Annotated in this window: 17 protein-coding genes; 10 read left to right on the top strand and 7 right to left on the bottom strand. The window is 51.8% G+C overall.

The genetic code is table 11. The annotated features are described in order from the left end of the window. Nucleotides 1-89: 89 nt before the first annotated feature. Nucleotides 90-1,736 carry a class I fumarate hydratase FumA gene (fumA, locus tag OGV65_RS07955; protein WP_016155418.1) on the top strand — a complete coding sequence of 549 codons (1,647 nt, stop codon included), beginning with the start codon at nucleotides 90-92 and terminating at the stop codon, nucleotides 1,734-1,736. Nucleotides 1,737-1,883: 147 nt separating this feature from the next. Further along, nucleotides 1,884-2,501, top strand: coding sequence for a DUF2238 domain-containing protein (locus tag OGV65_RS07950; protein WP_016155491.1), 618 nt, complete (start codon nucleotides 1,884-1,886; stop codon nucleotides 2,499-2,501). A 26-nt stretch (nucleotides 2,502-2,527) separates the two neighbouring features. Here the strand turns inward: OGV65_RS07950 and OGV65_RS07945 are convergent, their stop codons facing one another. The 3 genes from OGV65_RS07945 to melA all read right to left on the bottom strand — a co-directional run bounded on the left by OGV65_RS07945 (nucleotide 2,528) and on the right by melA (nucleotide 5,663). Beyond that, nucleotides 2,528-2,782: a SemiSWEET transporter gene (locus OGV65_RS07945; RefSeq protein WP_016155416.1), complete on the bottom strand. Its 255-nt coding sequence runs from the start codon at nucleotides 2,780-2,782 to the stop codon at nucleotides 2,528-2,530. A 2-nt stretch (nucleotides 2,783-2,784) separates the two neighbouring features. Continuing rightward, complete coding sequence (gene melB / locus OGV65_RS07940; RefSeq protein WP_103928839.1) at nucleotides 2,785-4,215, bottom strand: melibiose:sodium transporter MelB; 1,431 nt, start codon at nucleotides 4,213-4,215, stop codon at nucleotides 2,785-2,787. Between the two features lie 92 nt (nucleotides 4,216-4,307). After that, entirely contained in the window at nucleotides 4,308-5,663 is a 1,356-nt protein-coding gene (melA, locus tag OGV65_RS07935) for an alpha-galactosidase (RefSeq protein ID WP_286454815.1), read from the bottom strand. Nucleotides 5,664-5,932: 269 nt separating this feature from the next. On the opposite strand from melA, the gene melR reads away from it, so the two are divergent. The 7 genes from melR to pmrB all read left to right on the top strand — a co-directional run bounded on the left by melR (nucleotide 5,933) and on the right by pmrB (nucleotide 15,492). Continuing rightward, a complete protein-coding gene (gene melR / locus OGV65_RS07930; RefSeq protein ID WP_016155413.1) occupies nucleotides 5,933-6,865 on the top strand; it encodes a transcriptional regulator MelR in 933 nt (310 codons plus the stop codon). 277 nt (nucleotides 6,866-7,142) lie between these two features. Then, nucleotides 7,143-9,410 carry an arginine decarboxylase gene (gene adiA / locus OGV65_RS07925; protein WP_286454816.1) on the top strand — a complete coding sequence of 756 codons (2,268 nt, stop codon included), beginning with the start codon at nucleotides 7,143-7,145 and terminating at the stop codon, nucleotides 9,408-9,410. 315 nt (nucleotides 9,411-9,725) lie between these two features. Continuing rightward, nucleotides 9,726-10,487, top strand: coding sequence for an AraC family transcriptional regulator (locus OGV65_RS07920; RefSeq protein ID WP_016155411.1), 762 nt, complete (start codon nucleotides 9,726-9,728; stop codon nucleotides 10,485-10,487). A 127-nt stretch (nucleotides 10,488-10,614) separates the two neighbouring features. Then, the gene (adiC, locus tag OGV65_RS07915; protein WP_003031853.1) at nucleotides 10,615-11,952 is read left to right on the top strand and encodes an arginine/agmatine antiporter; all 1,338 of its coding nucleotides are present in this window, start codon (nucleotides 10,615-10,617) and stop codon (nucleotides 11,950-11,952) included. A gap of 146 nt (nucleotides 11,953-12,098) precedes the next feature. Then, on the top strand, nucleotides 12,099-13,736 hold the full coding sequence (gene eptA / locus OGV65_RS07910) for a phosphoethanolamine transferase EptA (RefSeq protein ID WP_047499583.1): 1,638 nt from the start codon (nucleotides 12,099-12,101) through the stop codon (nucleotides 13,734-13,736). Nucleotides 13,737-13,740: 4 nt separating this feature from the next. Further along, nucleotides 13,741-14,409 carry a two-component system response regulator PmrA gene (gene pmrA / locus OGV65_RS07905; RefSeq protein ID WP_049282260.1) on the top strand — a complete coding sequence of 223 codons (669 nt, stop codon included), beginning with the start codon at nucleotides 13,741-13,743 and terminating at the stop codon, nucleotides 14,407-14,409. Further along, on the top strand, nucleotides 14,410-15,492 hold the full coding sequence (pmrB, locus tag OGV65_RS07900) for a two-component system sensor histidine kinase PmrB (protein WP_016155407.1): 1,083 nt from the start codon (nucleotides 14,410-14,412) through the stop codon (nucleotides 15,490-15,492). Here the strand turns inward: pmrB and pmrR are convergent. Next, nucleotides 15,486-15,575: an LpxT activity modulator PmrR gene (pmrR, locus tag OGV65_RS07895; RefSeq protein WP_286454813.1), complete on the bottom strand. Its 90-nt coding sequence runs from the start codon at nucleotides 15,573-15,575 to the stop codon at nucleotides 15,486-15,488. The two genes, pmrB and pmrR, sit on opposite strands and share 7 nt — an antisense overlap. 82 nt (nucleotides 15,576-15,657) lie before the next feature. Beyond that, nucleotides 15,658-17,160: a glycine betaine/L-proline transporter ProP gene (gene proP / locus OGV65_RS07890; RefSeq protein WP_016155405.1), complete on the bottom strand. Its 1,503-nt coding sequence runs from the start codon at nucleotides 17,158-17,160 to the stop codon at nucleotides 15,658-15,660. Between the two features lie 699 nt (nucleotides 17,161-17,859). On the opposite strand from proP, the gene kdgT reads away from it, so the two are divergent. After that, nucleotides 17,860-18,858: a 2-keto-3-deoxygluconate transporter gene (gene kdgT / locus OGV65_RS07885; RefSeq protein WP_016155482.1), complete on the top strand. Its 999-nt coding sequence runs from the start codon at nucleotides 17,860-17,862 to the stop codon at nucleotides 18,856-18,858. Nucleotides 18,859-18,888: 30 nt separating this feature from the next. Here the strand turns inward: kdgT and OGV65_RS07880 are convergent, their stop codons facing one another. Then, nucleotides 18,889-19,782: a diguanylate cyclase regulator RdcB family protein gene (locus OGV65_RS07880; protein ID WP_286454812.1), complete on the bottom strand. Its 894-nt coding sequence runs from the start codon at nucleotides 19,780-19,782 to the stop codon at nucleotides 18,889-18,891. Next, on the bottom strand, nucleotides 19,779-22,136 hold the full coding sequence (gene crfC / locus OGV65_RS07875; RefSeq protein WP_109017806.1) for a clamp-binding protein CrfC: 2,358 nt from the start codon (nucleotides 22,134-22,136) through the stop codon (nucleotides 19,779-19,781). Before crfC ends, OGV65_RS07880 begins: the two co-directional genes overlap by 4 nt. Nucleotides 22,137-22,447 lie beyond the last annotated feature (311 nt).

The raw sequence follows: 22,447 nt of genomic DNA, 5'->3' as shown, positions 1-22,447 counted from the left end.
GCGCGTGCCGTCCGCTTTGGAACGGCACGCCACCGTCAAGACACAGAGAATTTTAAAATTCCTGAGAAAAATGAAAAGGCTGGAAGCAAATGTCAAAAGTTGAATTCACTTATCAGGCGGCTTTCCCACTGGGGGAAGACAAAACTGAGTACTACCTGCTGACCTCCGATCACGTCAGCGTCGGCGAGTTTGAAGGCGAAACAATCCTGAAAGTAGCCCCTGAAGCACTTACGCTACTGGCCCAACAAGCCTTCCACGATGCCTCCTTCATGCTCCGCCCTGAACACCAACAGCAAGTCGCCTCAATTCTCCATGATCCCGAAGCCAGCGAAAACGATAAATACGTAGCGCTGCAGTTCCTGAGAAACTCCGAAATCGCGGCTAAAGGCGTATTGCCAACCTGCCAGGACACCGGTACGGCAATTATCATGGGTAAAAAAGGTCAGCGCGTCTGGACCGGTGGCGGCGACGAAGCGGCACTCTCCAAGGGCGTATTTAATACCTATATTGAAGATAACCTGCGCTACTCGCAAAACGCGGCGCTGGATATGTACAAAGAAGTGAATACCGGCACCAACCTGCCCGCACAAATCGACCTGTACAGCGTGGACGGTGACGAATACAAATTCCTGTGCGTGGCCAAAGGCGGCGGTTCAGCGAACAAAACCTATCTGTATCAGGAAACCAAAGCGCTGCTAACGCCCGGCAAACTGAAAAACTTCCTGGTTGAGAAAATGCGCACGCTGGGTACCGCAGCATGCCCGCCGTACCACATTGCATTCGTCATTGGCGGCACGTCAGCGGAAAGCACCCTGAAAACGGTGAAGCTGGCCAGCACACACTACTATGACGCACTGCCGACTGAAGGTAATGCGCACGGCCAGGCGTTCCGCGATCTGCAACTGGAACAGGAACTACTGGAAGAAGCGCAGAAACTCGGCCTCGGCGCCCAGTTTGGCGGGAAATACTTCGCGCACGATATCCGCGTGATCCGCCTGCCTCGCCACGGCGCATCCTGCCCGGTTGGTATGGGTGTGTCTTGCTCCGCAGACCGTAACATCAAGGCCAAGATTAACCGCGAAGGGATCTGGATCGAAAAACTGGAACATAACCCAGCCCAGTACATTCCGGAGTCGCTGCGCCAGGCAGGCGAAGGTGAAGTGGTTAAAGTTGACCTTAACCGCCCAATGAAAGAGATCCTCGCTCAGCTCTCTCAGTATCCGGTTTCTACCCGTCTGTCGCTGAGCGGCACCATCATTGTCGGTCGCGATATTGCCCACGCGAAGCTAAAAGAACGTATTGAATCCGGCGAAGGTCTGCCGCAGTACGTGAAAGATCACCCTATCTACTACGCGGGCCCGGCCAAAACACCTGCGGGTTATCCGTCCGGCTCTTTAGGGCCAACCACTGCGGGTCGTATGGACTCCTATGTTGACCTGCTACAGTCTCACGGCGGCAGCATGATCATGCTGGCAAAAGGTAACCGTAGCCAGCAGGTGACAGACGCCTGCCATAAACACGGCGGCTTCTATTTAGGCAGCATTGGTGGCCCGGCAGCGGTACTTGCGCAGCAGAGTATTAAACATCTGGAATGCGTGGAATACCCGGAGCTGGGTATGGAAGCTATCTGGAAAATCGAAGTCGAAGATTTCCCGGCTTTCATTCTGGTCGATGACAAAGGCAACGATTTCTTCCAGCAAATCGTCAGCAAACAATGCGCTAACTGCGCGAAGTAACCCATTCGGCCCGGCACTGGACTGACAACAGATTTTTGGCGTCAGTCCAGTGATCCCCCCGGGCCAACTTTATCCCCCCATTTACTGGCGTTGAATTTTTGCCGCTCACAGGGAATAGTAACCTTTTCCATTACTTGTGAATTCGCCATGCTCCGCACACTGAACTCCACAATCTTGCACTCTGGCGCGCTGCTCCTGGCGCTAATACTTATCTACACCGGTGTCTCTGCCACGGAGAAAATCACCTGGCTGATGGAAGTTACGCCGGTCATTATTGTCGTCCCACTGTTGCTGGCGACCGTGAAGCGCTACCCGCTGACGCCATTGCTCTACACGCTCATTTTCTTGCACGCCATCATTCTGATGGTCGGCGGTATGTATACCTACGCTAAAGTCCCTGTCGGTTTTCAGGTTCAGGAGTGGCTGGATCTCAGTCGTAACCCCTATGACAAGCTGGGTCACTTCTTCCAGGGTCTGGTGCCCGCCCTGACGGCAAGAGAGATTTTAGTGCGCGGTAATATAGTTCGTGGCCGCAAAATGCTGGCATTTTTGGTCTGCTGCGTGGCGCTGGCGATTAGCGCGATGTATGAGCTGATCGAATGGTGGGCGGCGCTGGCGATGGGTCAGGGAGCGGATGATTTTCTCGGGACGCAGGGCGACCCGTGGGATACCCAGTCGGATATGTTCTGCGCCCTGCTCGGTGCGCTAACCACGGTGCTCGTGTTGGCGGGCTGGCATAACAGACAGTTAAAAACTGCCGGATAGCGCTGACGCTTATCCGGCAATCTGCCCTACCCATTGCGAGACTTGATAACCAGAATCGGCAAGGCGAACAGGAGTGTCAGAAAGTTCGCCATGCTGACGGCAGTATCTTCAATCAATAATCCATAAATCAGCCACAACACCAGCCCACACACAAACATTACATACATTAAACCGGAGATACCCTGCGTGTTGCGGGTGGTAATGACCTTAATCGCTTGCGGTAAGAATGAGAGCGTCGTCAGGCTAGCCGCCAAATACCCAATCCACGAATGCCATTCCATAGCTACGCCTTCACATCACCTGGGGTGACTATCGCAATAGCCGGGATATCCGGTTGCTCATGGTGCTGCGGCACCTTACGGTACTTATCCAACAAATGAATCTGGACCCTGCGCAGCGTGTCGCCGTTCAGTCGGTAAAAGCGGAAGTAAAGGACTAAGGTCACCACAAAAAAGAGTGCTGGTAGCGCGATCATAATGAATTGCATACCAACAATGGTTTCTGCAGACTGCGCGACATTCGGCGCGTAATTAATCACCCCAAGTATCACTGCGATAAAGAAAGCGGCAAACGCTGACCCTCCTTTTACCACCATCGTCTGCACTGAATAAGCGATACTTTCACAACGTACGTTAAGTTTGTATTCACCGTAATCAACGGTATCCGCCACCATAATGACCTGCAACACCCAGAAAAGCGCTGAACCAATATTCAGTAAAATACCAGCAATAACAATGAGTAAGATGTTATGGAAACCGGCTAACGCCATCACCAGCAAAACAATACAGCTGAGCACCGGCAGCACGGATGCCCCAGCCCACAGGATCCGTCGTGACAACGCTTTTACCAATCGAGGAAAGAAAATCAGCGTCAGCAGGTTTGCCGCTCCTGCGTAAGACATGTAGTACGGGAAGAGGCTTGCATCGCCAATCACATAAGTAAAATAGTAAATGGCAAAGCCAGCAATGATATTGGCGGCAATATTGTAAGCCAGCGCCATGCCTAGCAGGCAGGATAACTGGTCGTTTTTATAGATGAGCCCAACGATCGCTTTCAGCCCAAGACGACTGCTGTCCGTCGTTGCCTCGCTATCTGACGAATAAACCTCATGCACATTACGCAGCGTAACAACGGTAGAAACGATAAAGAATGCAATCAGCACCAGCGTAAACATCTGGAAACCAAAGCCACGATCGGCACCGCCGACATAGCTCACAAAGGGCAACGTCACCCCCGCGGTGACAAACCCAGCCAGGCTTGCGAAGAAACGAGGGAACGGCACCAGTTGTTCACGCTCGCGTTTATCCAGCGTAATAGTTGGCACCAGCGACCAGAATGGAATATCCATAATGGTGTAGGTCATTCCCCATAATATATACGTCACGCAGACAAATACGACTTGCGCAGTGCCCTCAAACAAATGTGCGCTAAAAAGCAAAAACAGCACCAATGAGTTCGCCAGCGTACCGAGTAAGATCCAGGGTTTAAATTTTCCCCACCGCGACCGGGTGGCGTTCACAATCCAGCCCATGATGGGATCGTTTACCGCATCCCAGACCCTTGCCGCCAGGAACAACGTTCCGACCAGCCCCACCGATAATCCCACCACGTCGGTGTAGTAATACATCAGGTACATGTACACAATACCGATGGCGAAATCCTTACCAAACGCTCCAAATCCGTAACTGAGTTTTGTTTTCAGAGAGATGCTCATAGGGTATCGGGTCGCCGTTACCAGCGCCCGCCTTCTGTTAGAGGAAACGTCAGAGGTTAAACGCCGGATGCTCTGCCCGGCGTAATGGTGTGTTAACGGTGTAACCAGGCCGGCAGCCAGTCGCCATGAGACGCGATCAGGTCGTCCACCAGCGCATAAATCTCCTCAATCCCCAATACCGCAGCGGTATGCGGATCCATCATCGCCGCGTGATAAACGCGATCGCGATTTTCCGTCAGAATGGCTTCCGTTAGCAGGGTCTGAACATTGATATTGGTTTGCATCATGGCCGCCAAATGTGACGGGAGAGTACCCACCTTCGTTGGCTGGATACCATTCGCATCGACCAGGCAAGCCACCTCCACGCAACAGCCTTGCGACAGGTTATCGATCAGATGGTCATTGCGAACGTTGCCATACACCACGCTCGGTTCACCGGTCCAGATAGCGTTCATGATAGTGCTGGCATATTCACGTGACGGTTTAATCTCGATCCGCGCCGCCGTTTTGTACTCTTCCAGCTCTTTGTTCCAGTTCGCCAGCTGTTCCACACAGCGTTTTGGATACTCATCCAGTGGAACCTTATAGCGCTCAATCAGATCCTCACGCCCTGGTTTGATAAACCACGGCGTATATTCCGCGAAATGCTCCGACGACTCAGTGACGAAATAGCCCAGCTTTTTGAACATTTCATAGCGCACAATGTTCTGACAACGGGTATTACCGTGAAGATTCGGTTTCGGCGCCTGACCAGATTCATAGGCCGCCAGCAGCTCCGGATAGAGATTCACATAAGCACCGTCAGCCGTTTTACGCTCAAGTTCCAGATAAAACGCCATATGGTTGATCCCGGCGCAGCGATAGCGCAAAGAGGCCGGGTCGATGTTCAAATCGCGGGCCAGCTCCTCCGCTGTCCCTTGCACCGAGTGACACAATCCAACCTGCTTAATATGCGGATAGCGCGCATACATTGCCCAGGTGTTCATCGCCATCGGGTTAACGTAGTTAAGCATGGTGGCCTGCGGGCAGACTTCGGTCATATCCTCACAAATCTGCCATAAATGCGGGATAGTGCGCAGCGCGCGCATAATGCCGCCTGGCCCCAACGTATCGGCAATCGTCTGCTCCAGACCATGGCGTTTACACACCGCAAAATCGGTAACGGTACAAGGTTCATAGCCACCAATCTGGAAAGCGACCACCACAAAATCAGCATCCTGCAATGCCGCTTTTTGATCGGTATAGCATGTGATACGCCCGGACGCGCCCGCTGAGTCCATCAACTTACGCACCACAATGTGTGACTCTTCCAGCCGAGTAGGATTGACGTCCATCAAGGCGATATGCGCAGATTTCAGCGCATCGCGATGAAAGACGTCCCCGAGGATATTTTTGACGAAAATCGTGGAACCAGCGCCGATAAAGGTAATTTTGGGTGCAGACATCATGACTCTCCAGAACATTAGTGAACACAGTCATGGTGGCACAGCGCATTGATGAAAACTTCCGACTTCCCTGGCGAGCATTCCCATAAACTCAGATCGCCTCTTTGCCCCATACTGGATCTGAGTTTATGGGACAAAATTGCACGAAAAGCAGAGTATGCGGCCCCAAAATCTCACTATGCTCAATGATATCGGTCCGATTTGTGTCCTGATTCTCAGCCTTAATGCGCAGCAAATGACATGATTCTGATAATTCAGGAAATGGAGCAACCATGAGTACATTACCGACATCGCCTCTTCCCCCCGATCCGCACATGTGCAGCAGCGATGAAGAGCAAACCCGCAGCCCATTGTCGCTGTACTCAGAATATCAACGGATGGATATTGAGCTGCGCTCACCGCATGCTATGCCTGCCAGCCACTGGCATGGGCAGGTGGAGATTAATGTGCCGTTTGATGGCGACGTTGAGTACCTCATCAACAACGAAGTGGTGCAGATAAAACAGGGACACATTACGCTTTTCTGGGCCTGTACGCCGCATCAGCTCACGCGTCCGGGCAGCTGCCAAAGCATGGCTATCTTCAATTTACCGATGCACCTTTTCCTTTCCTGGCCGCTGGATCGCGAACTGATCAACCACGTTACCCATGGCATGGTCATCAAATCGCTGGCATCGCAGCAGCTAAGTACCTTTGAAGTTCAGCGCTGGCAACAGGAGCTGAGCAACCCGAACGAGCAAATTCGCCAGCTCGCCATTGATGAAATTGGTCTGATGCTCAAGCGGTTTAGCCTTTCCGGCTGGCAGCCAATCCTGGTCAATAAAACTTCACGGACGCACAAAAACAGCGTTTCGCGGCACGCCCAGTTTTACGTAAGCCAGATGCTGAGTTTTATTGCCGATAACTACGATCAGGTGCTCACTATCAACGACGTCGCGGAACACGTGAAGCTCAACGCCAACTACGCGATGGGGATTTTCCAGCGCGTGATGCAACTCACCATGAAGCAGTACATCACCGCAATGCGGATCAATCACGTCCGCGCATTGCTTAGCGATACCGATAAAACCATTCTTGACGTCGCGTTGACCGCGGGATTCCGATCCAGCAGCCGTTTTTATGACACCTTCAGCAAGTTTGTCGGCATGTCGCCGCAGCAGTACCGCAAACTGAGCCAGCAGCGCCGGCAAACAATGGCTGGCTGAGCAGCCAGAAACCACCGGCGTTACCCCGGCCTACAATCCCTATCGTTCGCCGATATCAGTATCAGCCAAAAAAATATTCCCCCTGTCGATAAACAGCGGTGAAAAATCGCCAATAAGCAAACATAAGTATTTGTTTAAAAACAAATTAAACACAAATCAGACTATTTATCACCCGCTTTACAGCCCATTTTGTCAGGATAATACTTGCCTGCGTCACATTCATACGGTGTGTCTGCAATCCATAAATTGCAACCTTTCCACAACCGGGTAAAAGATGATGAAAGTATTAATTGTTGAAAGTGAGTTTCTGCATCAGGACACCTGGGTCGGTAGCGCTGTCGAACGTCTGGCTGACGCATTAAGCCGCCAAAATGTTACCGTCATTAAGTCCACCTCATTCGACGATGGTTACGCAATCCTCGCCGCTAATGAAGCCATTGATTGCCTGATGTTTAGCTATCAAATGGAACAACAAGACGAGCACCTGAACGTCAGGCAATTGATCGGCAAGCTCCACGAGCGCCAGCAAAACGTTCCCGTTTTCCTGCTGGGCGATCGCGAAAAAGCCACCGCATCGCTGGATCGCGACCTGCTGGAGCTTGTCGATGAATTCGCCTGGATTATGGAAGATACCGCAGACTTTATCGCCGGACGTGCCGTTGCGGCGATGACCCGTTACCGCCAGCAGCTTCTGCCGCCACTGTTCAGCGCGCTGATGAAGTACGGCGACATCCATGAATACTCCTGGGCGGCGCCTGGTCACCAGGGCGGTGTCGGATTTACCAAAACGCCGGCGGGTCGTTTTTACCATGATTACTACGGTGAAAACTTATTCCGTAGCGACATGGGTATTGAACGCGCATCGCTCGGCTCACTGCTGGATCATACCGGCGCATTTGGCGAGAGCGAAAAATATGCCGCCCGCGTGTTTGGCGCTGACCGCTCCTGGTCTGTAGTGGTTGGGACATCCGGCTCTAACCGCACCATCATGCAGGCTTGTATGACCGACAACGACGTCGTGGTGCTGGATCGTAACTGCCACAAATCTATCGAGCAGGGGTTGATCCTCACCGGCGCAAAACCGGTGTACATGGTGCCAAGCCGCAACCGGTACGGCATTATCGGCCCTATCTACCCGCAAGAAATGCAACCTGAAACATTGCAGAAAAAAATCAGCGAAAGCCCGCTGACCAAAGGCAAGGCCGGGCAAAAACCGTCTTACAGCGTTGTGACCAACTGTACTTATGACGGTGTTTGCTACAACGCCAAAGAGGCCCAGGACCTGCTCGCGCAAACCAGCGATCGCATCCACTTCGATGAGGCCTGGTACGGCTATGCCCGCTTTAACCCAATTTATACCGATCACTACGCTATGCGTGGCGCGCCGGGCGATCATAACGGCCCTACCGTTTTTGCGACCCACTCGACCCACAAACTGTTGAATGCGCTCTCTCAGGCGTCTTACATTCACGTCCGTGAAGGTCGTGGGGCCGTGAACTTCTCCCGCTTTAACCAGGCGTACATGATGCACGCCACCACCTCTCCGCTGTATGCCATCTGCGCATCAAACGACGTGGCGGTCTCCATGATGGACGGCAACAGCGGTCTGTCGCTCACCCAGGAAGTGATCGACGAAGCGGTCGATTTCCGTCAGGCCATGGCGCGTTTGTACAAAGAATTTTCCGCCGAAGGCGACTGGTTCTTCAAACCGTGGAACAAAGAAGTGGTGACTGACCCGCAAACTGGCAAAACCTATGACTTTGCCGATGCGCCAACCCAGCTCCTGACCACTGACCAGAACTGCTGGGTGATGCGTCCGGGTGAATCCTGGCACGGGTTTAAAGACCTGCCGGATAACTGGAGCATGCTGGACCCAATCAAAGTCAGTATTCTGGCGCCGGGGATGGGCGATGATGGCGAACTGGAAGAGAGCGGCGTACCGGCAGCGCTGGTCACCGCCTGGCTTGGCCGCCACGGTATCGTGCCGACCCGTACCACCGATTTCCAGATTATGTTCCTGTTCTCAATGGGGATTACCCGTGGGAAATGGGGCACGCTGATCAACACCCTGTGCTCATTCAAACACCATTACGATGCCAATACACCGCTGGCGCAGGTGATGCCAGAACTGGTTGAGGAACATCCTGACACTTACGCCAACATGGGCATTCACGATCTGGGCGACACCATGTTTGCCTGGCTGAAAGAGAACACCCCTGGCAGCCGACTCAACGCGGCCTACTCCGGCCTGCCTGTTGCTGAAATCACCCCGCGTGAAGCCTATAACGCGATAGTCAGCGATAACGTTGAGATGGTGGCCATTGAAAATCTGCCGGGTCGTATAGCTGCGAATTCCGTGATTCCTTACCCACCGGGAATTCCAATGCTGCTGTCCGGGGAAAACTTTGGCGACGCCAATAGCCCGCAGATTAGTTATCTACGTTCGTTGCAGTCCTGGGACCACCACTTCCCTGGATTTGAACATGAAACCGAAGGAACGGAAATTATTGACGGTGTATATCACGTCATGTGCGTGAAAGCATAATGTCATTTTATAGATAGTCCGATTTTTAAGGTAGACATGTCATGCTTGAGTAATTCCTGAGTATTGCTGCAAAACAATAACATTGTCATACCTTTTTGCGCGGGACCACCCCGCGCTTTTTTTATACGCAAATATCACGTTTCCACTTGCGTAAAAAAAAGTGTACATAAGAAAATTCCCACCAAACATTGTAATTAATTTCAGACACGTTATTTTAATGCGGTCCTGGATTCATCATACAATTTCAATTTAGCCGATATGGTTCATCTGATGGTGAGCTACGGTGTTTTATGTTCATATTCCTGGAGTTTGGGTATGAGGGTTTGCAGCAGAGCAGCTTGTGTTGTTGTATTAACGGAGAAGGATGTTTGGTTAAGGATTAACGGTAAAGAAGCCATCAGCTTAAAAGCTAATCATATGGCGCTGGTAGCATGCGATAATAATATTATCGATTTCTCATCACTTAATAACGCACTGGTCGTACATATCAGCCGTGATATCATTAAAGACTATCTACGTTTTTTAAATAAAGACCTTTCACAGATCCCACTCTGGCAACGCAGTGCCAACCCAGTGATGACCGCCGTCTGTCTGACGCCGGATGTCTTCCGGGTGGCTGCCCAATATAGCGTAATGGACACAATGGACGAAGGTGAAAGTGTGCGCACGCGCTCGCTACTGTTCACGGTGTTATCACGCTTTCTCGGCAGCAAAAAGTTTATTTCTCTGCTCATGCATATACTACGCAGTCGTATCAGCGACAGCGTTTATCACATTATTGAGAGCGATATACATAAAGACTGGAATTTAAGCATGGTTGCCAGTTGCTTATGCCTGAGCCCCAGTTTGTTAAAGAAAAAGCTCAAAAGTGAAAATACAAGTTACAGCCAAATAATTACCACGTGTCGCATGCGTTATGCCGTCAATCAATTATTGATGGATGGCAAAAACATTTCCCAGGTCTCTCAACTGTGCGGATATAACAGTACCTCGTACTTTATTTCCGTATTCAAAGAGTTCTATGGGATGACGCCTCTGCATTATGTCAGTCAACATAGGGAGCCATCCGCTGCCTGATTTTTAATCAGTTAGCGATAAGCCATAATAATATCAGCATTAGCGATACCCCCAGTCCGCCATCATAAAATAGTCTTCTGAAGAGGTATGATAAGACGTCATTTATCCTTATCAGGAGTTACTAAATATGTCGACGGATGCTGATGCTCACAAAGTGGGCTTAATCCCCGTCACCCTTATGGTGTCGGGGAATATTATGGGTTCCGGTGTATTCCTGCTACCCGCAAACCTTGCGTCAACTGGCGGGATTGCAATCTACGGATGGTTGGTCACTATTATCGGTGCTTTGGCGCTGTCGATGGTGTACGCGAAAATGTCGTCCTTAGACTCCAGTCCCGGTGGTTCTTACGCTTATGCCCGCCGCTGTTTCGGTCCTTTTTTGGGCTACCAGACCAACGTCCTGTACTGGCTGGCTTGCTGGATTGGTAACATCGCCATGGTGGTTATTGGCGTCGGTTACCTGAGCTACTTCTTCCCCATCTTAAAAGATCCGCTGGTCCTGACGCTGACCTGCGTCGTGGTGCTGTGGATCTTCGTGTTGCTGAACATTGTCGGACCAAAAATGATCACCCGTGTACAGGCCGTCGCAACGGTACTGGCGCTGGTGCCAATTGTCGGTATTGCCGTCTTCGGCTGGTTCTGGTTCCGGGGTGAAACCTATATGGCGGCATGGAACGTCAGCGGTATGAACACCTTCGGTGCGATTCAAAGCACACTGAACGTAACCTTGTGGTCATTTATCGGCGTAGAAAGCGCCTCCGTCGCGGCAGGTGTGGTTAAAAATCCCAAACGTAACGTGCCTATCGCCACCATGGGCGGCGTGCTGATTGCCGCCGTTTGCTATGTGCTCTCCACCACGGCGATTATGGGTATGATCCCTAACGCGGCGCTGCGTGTTTCAGCCTCCCCGTTCGGTGATGCCGCACGCATGGCGCTGGGTGACACCGCTGGGGCGATTGTCTCCTTCTGCGCCGCGGCCGGGTGCCTTGGTTCCTTGGGCGGCTGGACGCTGCTTGCCGGGCAAACCGCCAAAGCGGCAGCCGATGACGGCCTGTTCCCACCGATTTTTGCCCGTGTTAACAAAGCCGGTACGCCGGTAGCCGGGTTAATTATCGTCGGCATTCTGATGACCATCTTCCAGTTCAGCAGCATGTCGCCAAACGCTGCGAAAGAGTTTGGTCTGGTCTCTTCGGTCTCCGTTATCTTCACGCTGGTACCGTATCTGTACACCTGCGCCGCGCTGCTGCTGCTCGGCCATGGTCACTTTGGTAAAGCGCGTCCGATGTACTTACTGGTGACCTTTATCGCTTTTGTTTACTGCATTTGGGCGGTTGTCGGTTCCGGTGCCAAAGAGGTGATGTGGTCATTCGTCACACTGATGATCATCACCGCGCTGTATGCACTGAACTACAATCGGATCCATAAAAACCCATATCCATTGGATGCTCCGGTAAACAATAACTAACGCAAACAGTCGTCGTTGCCCGATGGCGTAAGTTCATCGGGCCAACGCCGCCCCCCGCGATTCCTGAAATCAACATTAAGAACTTAAGGTTGGCTTAATTTTACTTTGAGAGGATTTGTAGCACTTAGTCGATGGAACCCCCCTTAATGTTAAAGCACCTGTTTAAAAGACCCACTCTCGGGCTAATCAGCTGGCTTCTCCTGATCTCATTTTATCTTGCGACTTTCCTGAACATTGCGTTCTATAAACAAGTGCTGCAAGAACTGCCCCTGGATTCTGTGCGCAACCTGCTGGTGTTTTTGTCGATGCCGGTCGTCGCTTTCAGCGTCATGAACATTGTGCTGACGCTGGCCTCATTCCTGTGGCTTAATCGCCTGGTGGCCTGCGTTTTCATTCTGGTTGGCGCATCGGCCCAATATTTCATCATGACCTACGGCATCATCATTGACCGTTCGATGATCGCCAATATGATGGACACCACACCCGCCGAAACCTTTGCTTTGCTGACACCGCAAATGCTCATCACGCTCGGAGTAAGCGGCATTCTCGCCGCGCTCATTGCCTGCTGGGTAAGAATCAAACCGATCGCCCCGGCCATGCGCAGCGTACTGTTCCGTGGCGCGAATATTCTGATCTCCGCGCTGCTGATCGTGCTGGTCGCCGCGTTCTTCTACAAAGATTACGCCTCACTGTTTCGCAACAATAAAGAACTGGTGAAATCCCTCAGCCCATCCAACAGCATTGTGGCGACCTCTTCCTGGTATTCACACCAGAGGCTGGCCCACCTGCCGCTGGTACGCATTGGCGAAGACGCCCATCGCAATCCGTTGATGGTGAAAGAAAAGCGTAAGAACCTGACGATTGTGGTGCTCGGCGAGACCTCACGCGGCGATAACTTCTCGCTGTCAGGCTATTCGCGCCAGACCAACCCGTTGCTGGAAAAAGATGATGTGGTCTATTTCCCCCGCACCACATCCTGCGGAACGGCAACGGCAGTATCTGTCCCCTGCATGTTCTCGGGTATGCCACGCGCGCACTACGATGAAGAACTGGCGCAGCATCAGGAAGGCGTGCTCGACATTATTCAGCGGGCGGGAATTAACGTTCTGTGGAACGATAACGACGGCGGCTGCAAAGGGGCATGCGACCGGGTACCGCACCAGAATATGACTAAGCTGAACCTGCCAGGGCAGTGTATTGACGGGGAATGCTACGATGACGTGCTGTTCCACGGGCTGGAAGAGTACATTAATAACCTGCAAGGCGACGGCGTGATTGTGCTGCACACCATCGGCAGCCACGGTCCGACCTATTACAACCGCTATCCTGCGCAGTTCAAGAAATTTACGCCAACCTGTGACACCAACGAAATCCAGACTTGTTCACAGCAACAGTTGGTCAATACCTATGACAACACCATTCTTTACGTCGACTATATTGTTGATAAAGCAATCAATATACTGAAAGAGCATCAGGATAATTTCACCACCAGCCTGGTCTACCTTTCCGATCACGGTGAATCCTTAGGGGAAAATGGCATCTATTTACACGGCCTGCCATATTCGATTGCGCCAGATACGCAAAAACATGTGCCGATGCTGCTGTGGCTCTCAGAAGATTATCAGCAACGCTATCAAGTCTCTCAGACATGTTTGCAAAAACGGGCAGGCTCAGAGGACTTCTCACAGGATAATCTCTTCTCAACCCTGCTGGGATTAACAGGCGTGCAAACACAGAAATATCAGGCGGCAGATGATATTCTGCAACCCTGCCGGGGAGGCTAAACGAATGAAAATTCTGATTGTTGAAGACGATACGTTGTTATTACAGGGACTGATACTCGCCGCGCAAACAGAAGGCTATGCCTGCGACGGCGTATCAACGGCCCGTGCCGCGGAGCAGTGTCTGGAGACCGGCCATTACAGTCTGGTGGTTCTGGACCTGGGCTTACCGGATGAAGACGGCCTGCACTTCCTGAACCGCATCAGACAGAAAAAATACACCGTGCCGGTGCTTATCCTCACCGCCCGCGATACGGTGAAAGACCGGGTCAGCGGGCTGGACGTTGGCGCCGATGACTATCTGGTCAAACCGTTCGCACTGGAAGAACTGCATGCCCGCATCCGGGCGCTGCTGCGTCGTCATAACAATCAGGGTGAAAGTGAACTCATTGTCAGTAACCTGACGCTGAATATCGGTCGTCGCCAGGTGTGGATGGATGGACTAGAGGTTATCTTAACGCCGAAAGAATACGCACTCCTGTCGCGCCTGATGCTTAAAGCGGGCAGCCCGGTACACCGGGAGATCCTGTATAACGACATCTACAGCTGGGATAACGAACCGTCGACCAATACGTTGGAAGTGCACATTCACAACCTGCGGGACAAAGTGGGTAAATCACGTATCCGCACAGTCAGGGGATTTGGCTATATGCTGGTTGCCACTGAGGAAAGCTAAGTGAAGCTACTGCAATATCTAAAAAAACCGCTCCCGCTGCGTCATCGCCTGATGCTGACCATCGGTCTTATTCTGCTGGTCTTCCAGTTGATTAGCACCTTCTGGTTGTGGCACGAAAGCACCGAACAAATACAGCTATTTGAGCAGGCGTTACGCGAAAATCGTAACAACGATCGCCACATCCTGCATGAAATCCGCGAGGCCATCGCCAGCCTGATCGTCCCCGGTATCTTTATGGTCAGCCTGACGCTGCTGATTTGCTACCAGGCAGTACGACGTATTACTCGCCCGCTGGCGGATCTGCAAAAAGAGTTAGAAACGCGGGCAGCCGATAACCTTGCTCCGATTGAAGTTCACAGTTCAACCGTTGAGATCCAGGCGGTCGTCTCAGCGCTCAACGAGCTGGTGACGCGGCTGACGAGCACCATTGAAAACGAACGCTTATTTACCGCCGATGTCGCCCACGAACTGCGCACCCCACTGTCAGGCGTTCGCCTGCATCTGGAATTACTGTCCAAAACCCATAAGGTCGACGTTTCACCGTTAATTGCCCGCCTTGACCAAATGATGGACAGCGTGTCGCAACTGCTGCAACTCGCCCGCGTTGGACAGTCGTTCTCGGCCGGGAGCTACCAGCACGTCAAACTGCTGGAGGACGTGATTTTGCCCTCCTACGATGAACTCAGCACCATGCTGGACCAGCGTCAGCAGACGCTGCTCCTACCGCAAAGCACGGCGGACGTTGTCGTACGTGGCGATGCGACGCTATTACGAATGCTGCTGCGAAATCTGGTGGAGAACGCGCATCGTTACAGCCCGGAAGGCACCCATATTACGATTAGCCTGAATACAGAGCATGATGCCGTTATCGCCGTCGAAGATGAAGGCCCTGGCATTGATGAGAGTAAATGCGGGGAGCTGAGTAAAGCGTTTGTGCGTATGGACAGCCGTTTTGGCGGGATTGGGCTGGGGCTGAGCATTGTCAGTCGTATCACCCAGTTACATCACGGGCATTTCTATTTGCAAAATCGTCAGGGAACCACCGGCACTCGCGCTTGGGTGGAATTAGCGAAAGGTCAGTAAGAACTCACCCAAACGTACAAAAAGCTGCTGACGATCAGCACGCTGTACACGGTGGTCAAACTTTCATAAATGCGGTTTTTCATGACACTCTCCTCCGATACTCTGGAGGAGAGTTTGCCTGACACAGATTAAGCCAACCTTAAGTGGATATGATAAATCACATGATTACTCATCAATCCGCGGATGCTGCTGCACCAGGCGCGTACGCTTAAGCTGCAGCTCAGCAATTTCCTGATCGATATCTTCGATTTTATGCTCAATATTATCGTAGTGCTCGCCGAGGAGCTCTTTCGCTTCATGAATATCCGAAGCGGCAGGCGTAGCCCCCTTCAGCGGCTGATTAGCCGTCTCTTTCATGGTCACGCCGGTAATTAAACCTATCACCGCAATCACCATCAGATAATAAGCAGGCATCATCAGATTCTGCGAGCTTTCCACCAGCCATGCGGCCAACGTCGGTGTCAGACCGGCGACCAATACCGAGATATTAAACGCTGCGGCCAGGGCACTGTAGCGAATATGCGTCGGGAACATCGCTGGTAACGTTGACGCCATCACCCCGGTAAAGCAGTTGAGGATCACCGCCAGCATCAGCAACCCGGCGAAAATCAGGCCGATGACGTTACTGTTAATCAGAATAAATGCCGGAATAGCCAGCACAAACAGCGCAATACTGCCCATAATCACAAACGGACGGCGTCCGAAGCGGTCGCTGAGCAGACCCATCACCGGCTGCACAAACAGCATACCAATCATGATGGCGATAATAATCAGCACGCCGTGGTCTTCAGAGTAATGCAGGTTATGCGACAGGTAGCTCGGCATATAGGTGAGCAGCATGTAGTAGGTGACGTTGGTGGCAATCACCAGACCAATACATGCCAGCAGGCTGCGCCAGTGCCTGGTCGCAATCTCTTTAAACGACACCTTCGGACCGTCCTGCAGTCCCTGACGATCGCCCTGCTCCAGTTTATCCACGTGCTGCTGGAACGCCGGAGTCTCTTCCAGTGCATGACGCAGGTACAGGCCAATAAGCCCTAACGGTAGCGCCAGGAAGAACGGAATACGCCAGCCCCACTCAAGGAAGTTTTCTTCGCCGACGATAGTTGAGATCAGGACTACCACGCCCGCACCCAGCACAAACCCGGCAATCGAGCCGAAGTCCAGCCAGCTGCCCATAAATCCGCGCTTACGGTCTGGCGAGTACTCTGCGACAAAAATCGACGCCCCGGTATACTCTCCGCCGACCGAGAACCCCTGCGCCATTTTACACAGCAACAGCAGAATCGGCGCCCAGATACCAATCGAGGCATACGAGGGAATGAGACCGATACAGAAGGTACTTATCGACATAATCACAATGGTGATAGCGAGGATCTTCTGACGACCGTATTTATCGCCAAGCATACCGAAGAACAATCCGCCAAGCGGTCGAATCAGAAAGGGAACAGAGAAGGTGGCAAGTGCAGCAACCATCTGTACGCTGGGGTCAGCCCCAGGGAAGAACACTTTACCTAATGCGTAAGCAACAAACCCATAAACACCAAAATCAAACCACTCCATCGCATTACCTAACGACGCCGCAGTAATGGCTTTTCGCAGTTTACCGTCATCAATGATGGTAACGTCGCGCAGCGTAATTGGTTTTATTTTTTTCCTTTTTAGCATACTCGTCCTCATAGACTTAGCCCTGTCACGCTACAGATCGAGTCCCTCAACGCCCCTGCGTCAAGGTCATCACCGAGCGGGGAATGCACAGACGCATTCCCTGTAACAAGCGTAGCAGGTTTACTTACACTGACGAGAAACGAGCAGTACAACCGAACCTGTTGACGCCTGATTGGGCGGTTAATGACCTCTTTACCCTAACAGTGTTTAAATTTGTGATCAACTTCACATATAGATTTCCATTTCGTCAACATGCGTAAATCAGGTCATTCTTAGTCAACTTTTTAACATGTAATGCTTGCGATTTTCTGGCAATTAAATACAAGAATAAATCGCTTTGTTGCACCAACAATCACAACAGTCACTATTATTCTGCTAGCCAAAAACCCACCTAATCTCTTCACAAAAAGATCACAGCTTTTTTAATAATCAGAGCACTCAGGAACTTTTGCTCGGAATATGTGATGAAGATAACTAAAACATCGTTTTATTTTGATTGAATCAATGTTCCCATGAATGCAAACTAATTCCAGACGCAATATCCCTGGGAGCAGCAACACGCTCAACGTATGCCGCGTTAGATTTTATAAAACAAAGAGATAGCTGTTTTCTTTGTTAAGAAACATCAGTAACCACTTGAATTTATTAATTTTTATTTCCTTGCGCGTGTATTACCTGCGACAAGAGATGAGGACGCTTATGAAAATTAAAGCCACGATTGAACGCATCCCTGGCGGAATGATGTTGATTCCTCTGTTATTAGGCGCAGTGTTAAATACGTTAGCTCCGGATACCGGCGCGTATTTCGGTTCGTTTACCAAAGGAATGATCAGCGGAACGGTGCCGATTCTGGCAGTGTGGTTTTTTTGTATCGGTGCATCTATTGATTTACGAGCAACCGGCACGGTATTACGCAAATCCGGCACACTGGTATTAACTAAAATAGCCGTGGCATGGGTAGTGGCAATGATTGCTGCTTCATTTATTCCTGATACCGGTATTCAAACTGGGTTCTTTGCCGGTCTTTCGGTACTGGCAATTGTTTCAGCGATGGACATGACCAACGGCGGTTTGTACGCCAGCCTGATGAACCAGTACGGAACCAAAGAAGAGTCTGGCGCATTTGTGTTGATGTCTCTGGAATCCGGTCCGTTAATGACCATGGTGATCCTCGGCTCCGCGGGTCTGGCTTCCTTCGAACCACACCATTTTGTCGGCGCGGTATTACCGTTCCTGATTGGTTTTGCGTTGGGTAACCTGGATCACGATCTGCGTTCCTTCTTCAGCAAAGCCACGCCGGTGCTGATCCCGTTCTTCGGCTTCGCGCTGGGCAACACGATTAACCTGAGCGTCATCGTTGATACGGGTCTGCTGGGCATCCTGCTGGGCGTCGCGGTTATCGTCATCACCGGTATTCCGCTGATTATTGCTGACCGCGTTATTGGTGGCGGGAACGGTACGGCAGGCGTAGCAGCCTCTTCTGCAGCAGGCGCTGCAGTGGCAAACCCGGTGATTATCGCCCAGATTAACCCGGCATTTGAACCGGTTGCCGCATCCGCTACGGCGCTGGTTGCCGCCAGCGTGATAGTCACCGCGATTCTGGTGCCGATTATCACCGCGCTGTATGCCAAACGTTTTAATAAAAACCCGGTCGTCAATGAGACGGCGGCTACCCCGGCAGACTCCCTGCACCACTAAACCTGCCTTTATCCCACTCACCGTTCCTGCTCAATTGATGAGCGGGGACGGTGCAAAAATCTCCTCAACCATCGCATCAACCAGCCGCTTCGCCGAACACAATCTCGGCATGCCCAACGCCACATTTTGCCAACGCTGCGTCACCGACCAGCTCACCGGATGACGCTGCGCATCGCACCAGTCTCCGAGCCAGCTCAACATATTGTTGTGCTCACCCGAGCCGCCAACAACCGGCGTGCTGAGCCAATGATGATAGTAATGACGCGTGGCGGGGGCCGCATTCACGCTGTCTGCCAGCGCCTGAGCAGCCATCGTTCGCAGGTTGTCTTTTAGCATTGACACCACATCGGCATTTGCTAACCGGCAGGCGTCACCAAAGGCTCCCCAACGCAGCTCCTCTAACGCCACAAAACAGCGTCCAGGTAACGACCAGCCGTCATACGCGCCAGCCCGCCAGCGGGTAAAAATTTGCTCGCTATGTTCGCCCGCTTGCACCGTCAGGCCGCGTTGCGCCACCGCCTTCTCTTTATAAGCGCCGCGCTGGGTAAACCAGTCAGCGAGTGAATTTATCTGCTGCAGAAGACCGGGCGTGGAGAGTCCACGCGGGTCTTCGGTTTGTTGTAAAAACATCAACCCTTCGGCGATCCGTACCAGCGCCAGATGGCCCGGATCGATCATGCCCGCCAGTTTTTCCACCAGTTTTAGACGCATCACCAGATGCTCGCTGGACACGCCTGCCAACACCCATGCTCGCAGTTGCGTCTGGGATAGCACCTCCTGCGTCAGACGCGCACGCAGCCGCTGCTGTTGTTGCAGAAAACCGCCGGAACGTTTGGTTTCATCTCCCTGAACCAGATCGACCATAAACTTCGGGTAGACACACTCCAGCGTCCGCCCGGGGCCTTCCAGTAACACGTTAGTCATGTGTGCTCGGTTGCAAAAAGGGTATTGATATCGTCGCGCAGCAAGCGGGAATCTTCATAAAGCCATGCCGCAGTCGTAATGCGATGCTGCAGTTGTTCGTTCAAGGCATTCACCGCAGATTCATTTTGCTGGCGCAGGGTCAGACTCTCACGCAGGCTCGCCTGTAATTGCGTCAAACACAGTGAAAAATCAGCAAAAAACGTGGCCATGCCTGCCGTAACGGAAATATCGACCTGCGCAGCTAAAGCTTTACGAATTTGTTGGCAAAACTGGGTGACATAGTGCACAAGGTTCTTATGCAGTGCGCCCATATCAATGAGATAACGCGTTTTTGTTTCGACGTACTCATTCCATCCCCAGTTGGGCTGATTCAACCAGCGAGAGAAGGTATCACGCACCACACCGCCAGTTGACGGCGCATTTTCCGCCGGAATATCCTGCTCAATGGCCTCGTTAAACAACTGGCGGGTGTTGAAGTTAAACATCGCCGCATGAAACGCCGGAAAACGGATCCGCGCACGAAAACCAGCGTGGTTCAGCTCCTCTTTCACCCGCTGCTCAATGGGGCGCATGGCGTCATTTAGCGCCCGGGACAGCGTCGACTCAAGCTGTTCAAAGCGCAGAGCTAAATCCCGGCTGATGCTTTCCTGCGCTGCCAGCAAGACAACTTCACAGGACGAGCGCATTTTATCCAGCACGATTTTCGCCTGACCTTCATCGTGCAACACCAGCATTTCTCCGGCCATTTCTGCCGAGGAAACGCCAGCCCCCTGGCCATGTTGTGACATCATCAGGACATTTTCTTTGATAAAGAACGTGTTGATGCCGCACAGAATCTCAGTCTGTTGCTCATTGAGATAGGCCGCGGCAGCCTCCAGCGCCAGCTCGACCTCATGACTGACTTCATCACTCACCCGCCCCTGACTCACTTCTAACTGCTGCATATCCTCTTCAATATGCGTGATGTTCAGCCGCAGTTTTTCATAGGCAACCGTTAACCCATGGGCGCGAAACTCCAGATATTCGTGCGCGCTTTGCGCATAGTTCAATAACTTATGCGACGCTGAGCGTAGCGCATACAGCGAAGCATTGGCGTAAGCGGCATGAATCACTTTCTGGATCGGCTGCTCAAACAGCGAATCCTCCCACAACAGATCGGCTGCATGGCGAATGTGCTCCGTATCCTCAAGATCGTTGGTGCACCAGCGTCGGCCAAGCGCCGCTTCGGCAAAATCCTGTACCCAACGTTGCACCTGGTGATCCGGCAGCCGCCCGCGAGCCATCAGCTCATGACGCGCCCTGTTCGCCAGATACCCCCACATCGAAGAAACCGGATAGATTCGCTCCGGGGCAATCCCACCTTGCATCAGCGTGCCGGAAATTAATGCCCGCACCTGCTCTTCATCGTCACTGTTGCGGTCTTTCTGATCGAATTTGTTCACCAGCGCATACAGCGGCACTGACTTGCCGACCGCCATGATCGCGTGGCGCACTTCTTCATCGGAAATCGATTTCAGTTGGGTGTAATCCATCACCACCAGTACCGCAGAAGCCCGCGCCAGCTGTTCATTCAGCATCTTTTGTAGATGAGGTTGCCCGGCCTCATTCGGCCCCGGCGTATCCAGCAGGGTTAATTGCCCAGGATAGCTCGCCTGACCGGCCAAATGGACAAATTCGACCTCGATAACCGGAATATGCTCAATCGCGGCATAGGCGGCAAAAGGAAAATCCACCTCCAGCGCTTTTGACAAACGCACCAGGTCATTCAGACTTTTAAGGCAATGGAAAATAGGCTGTGCGCCAAGATAATACCGCTCAAATGCCACGCCGTTTTCAATATGCTGCAGCAGGACATTCATATCCTTATCAATTTCCAGGGTCTGCGTAAGACGCTGGCGATCGCACTCGCGCACGCGCTGCTGTAAAACCTTCATTAAGGCATCGATAGGCGTGACATGTGAAAAATGCAACACCGGCTCTTTCTGCCCCGGCGTATGGCGAATTAGCGTTGGTAGCGCCGTCATGGGACGATTACGATTAGGTAAAACTTCGGTCCCTACAATCGCGTTAATCGTCGTCGATTTTCCCGCTTTCATGGTACCGACAATCGCCAGCACCATTTCCAGACGCGTAATCTTACGCAGTTCATTATTGAGCGTTGCCTGCTGGACATCCATGCCACGCGCGCTGAAATGCAGGGGCTGAACCACCTGTCTGCTATGCTCTCCTTGTTTTAGCGCGACATCATCCAACGACGTCATAGGCAATTTTTGCAATTGCCTGAGATGTTCAAGCGAGAGCATCAGCAAGCGTTCCGCTTCCTGACTTAATTCATATATTGTCTGTGTGTGCATGGAAAATTCTTCCTTAACGCAAATGGCATTACTTTTATTTAGCCCAATCGTTTTATTTATAGATTTTTTGGCTTTTATAATTACGTGTAGAAATAATTAAAATCAAAACAACCAACTGATATTATTAAAATAAATTTGGCGTATAACCGCTGGCCGGATGCCTCTCACTTATGTAATAAGTAAGAAAGATAAACAGCGTAGTTCAGTTTTAAAAAATACCCGCGTAATCCCCCTACTAAAATTAAGGGGGTCAATGATATTCAATCACAATGGCTTAGGCATCCGTAAGCAACGTTACCTATGAATATCAG

Source organism: Citrobacter sp. Cb004, from assembly GCF_030337065.1.
Lineage (GTDB): Bacteria > Pseudomonadota > Gammaproteobacteria > Enterobacterales > Enterobacteriaceae > Citrobacter > Citrobacter braakii.
This window is presented reverse-complemented; position numbering and strand designations above follow the sequence as displayed.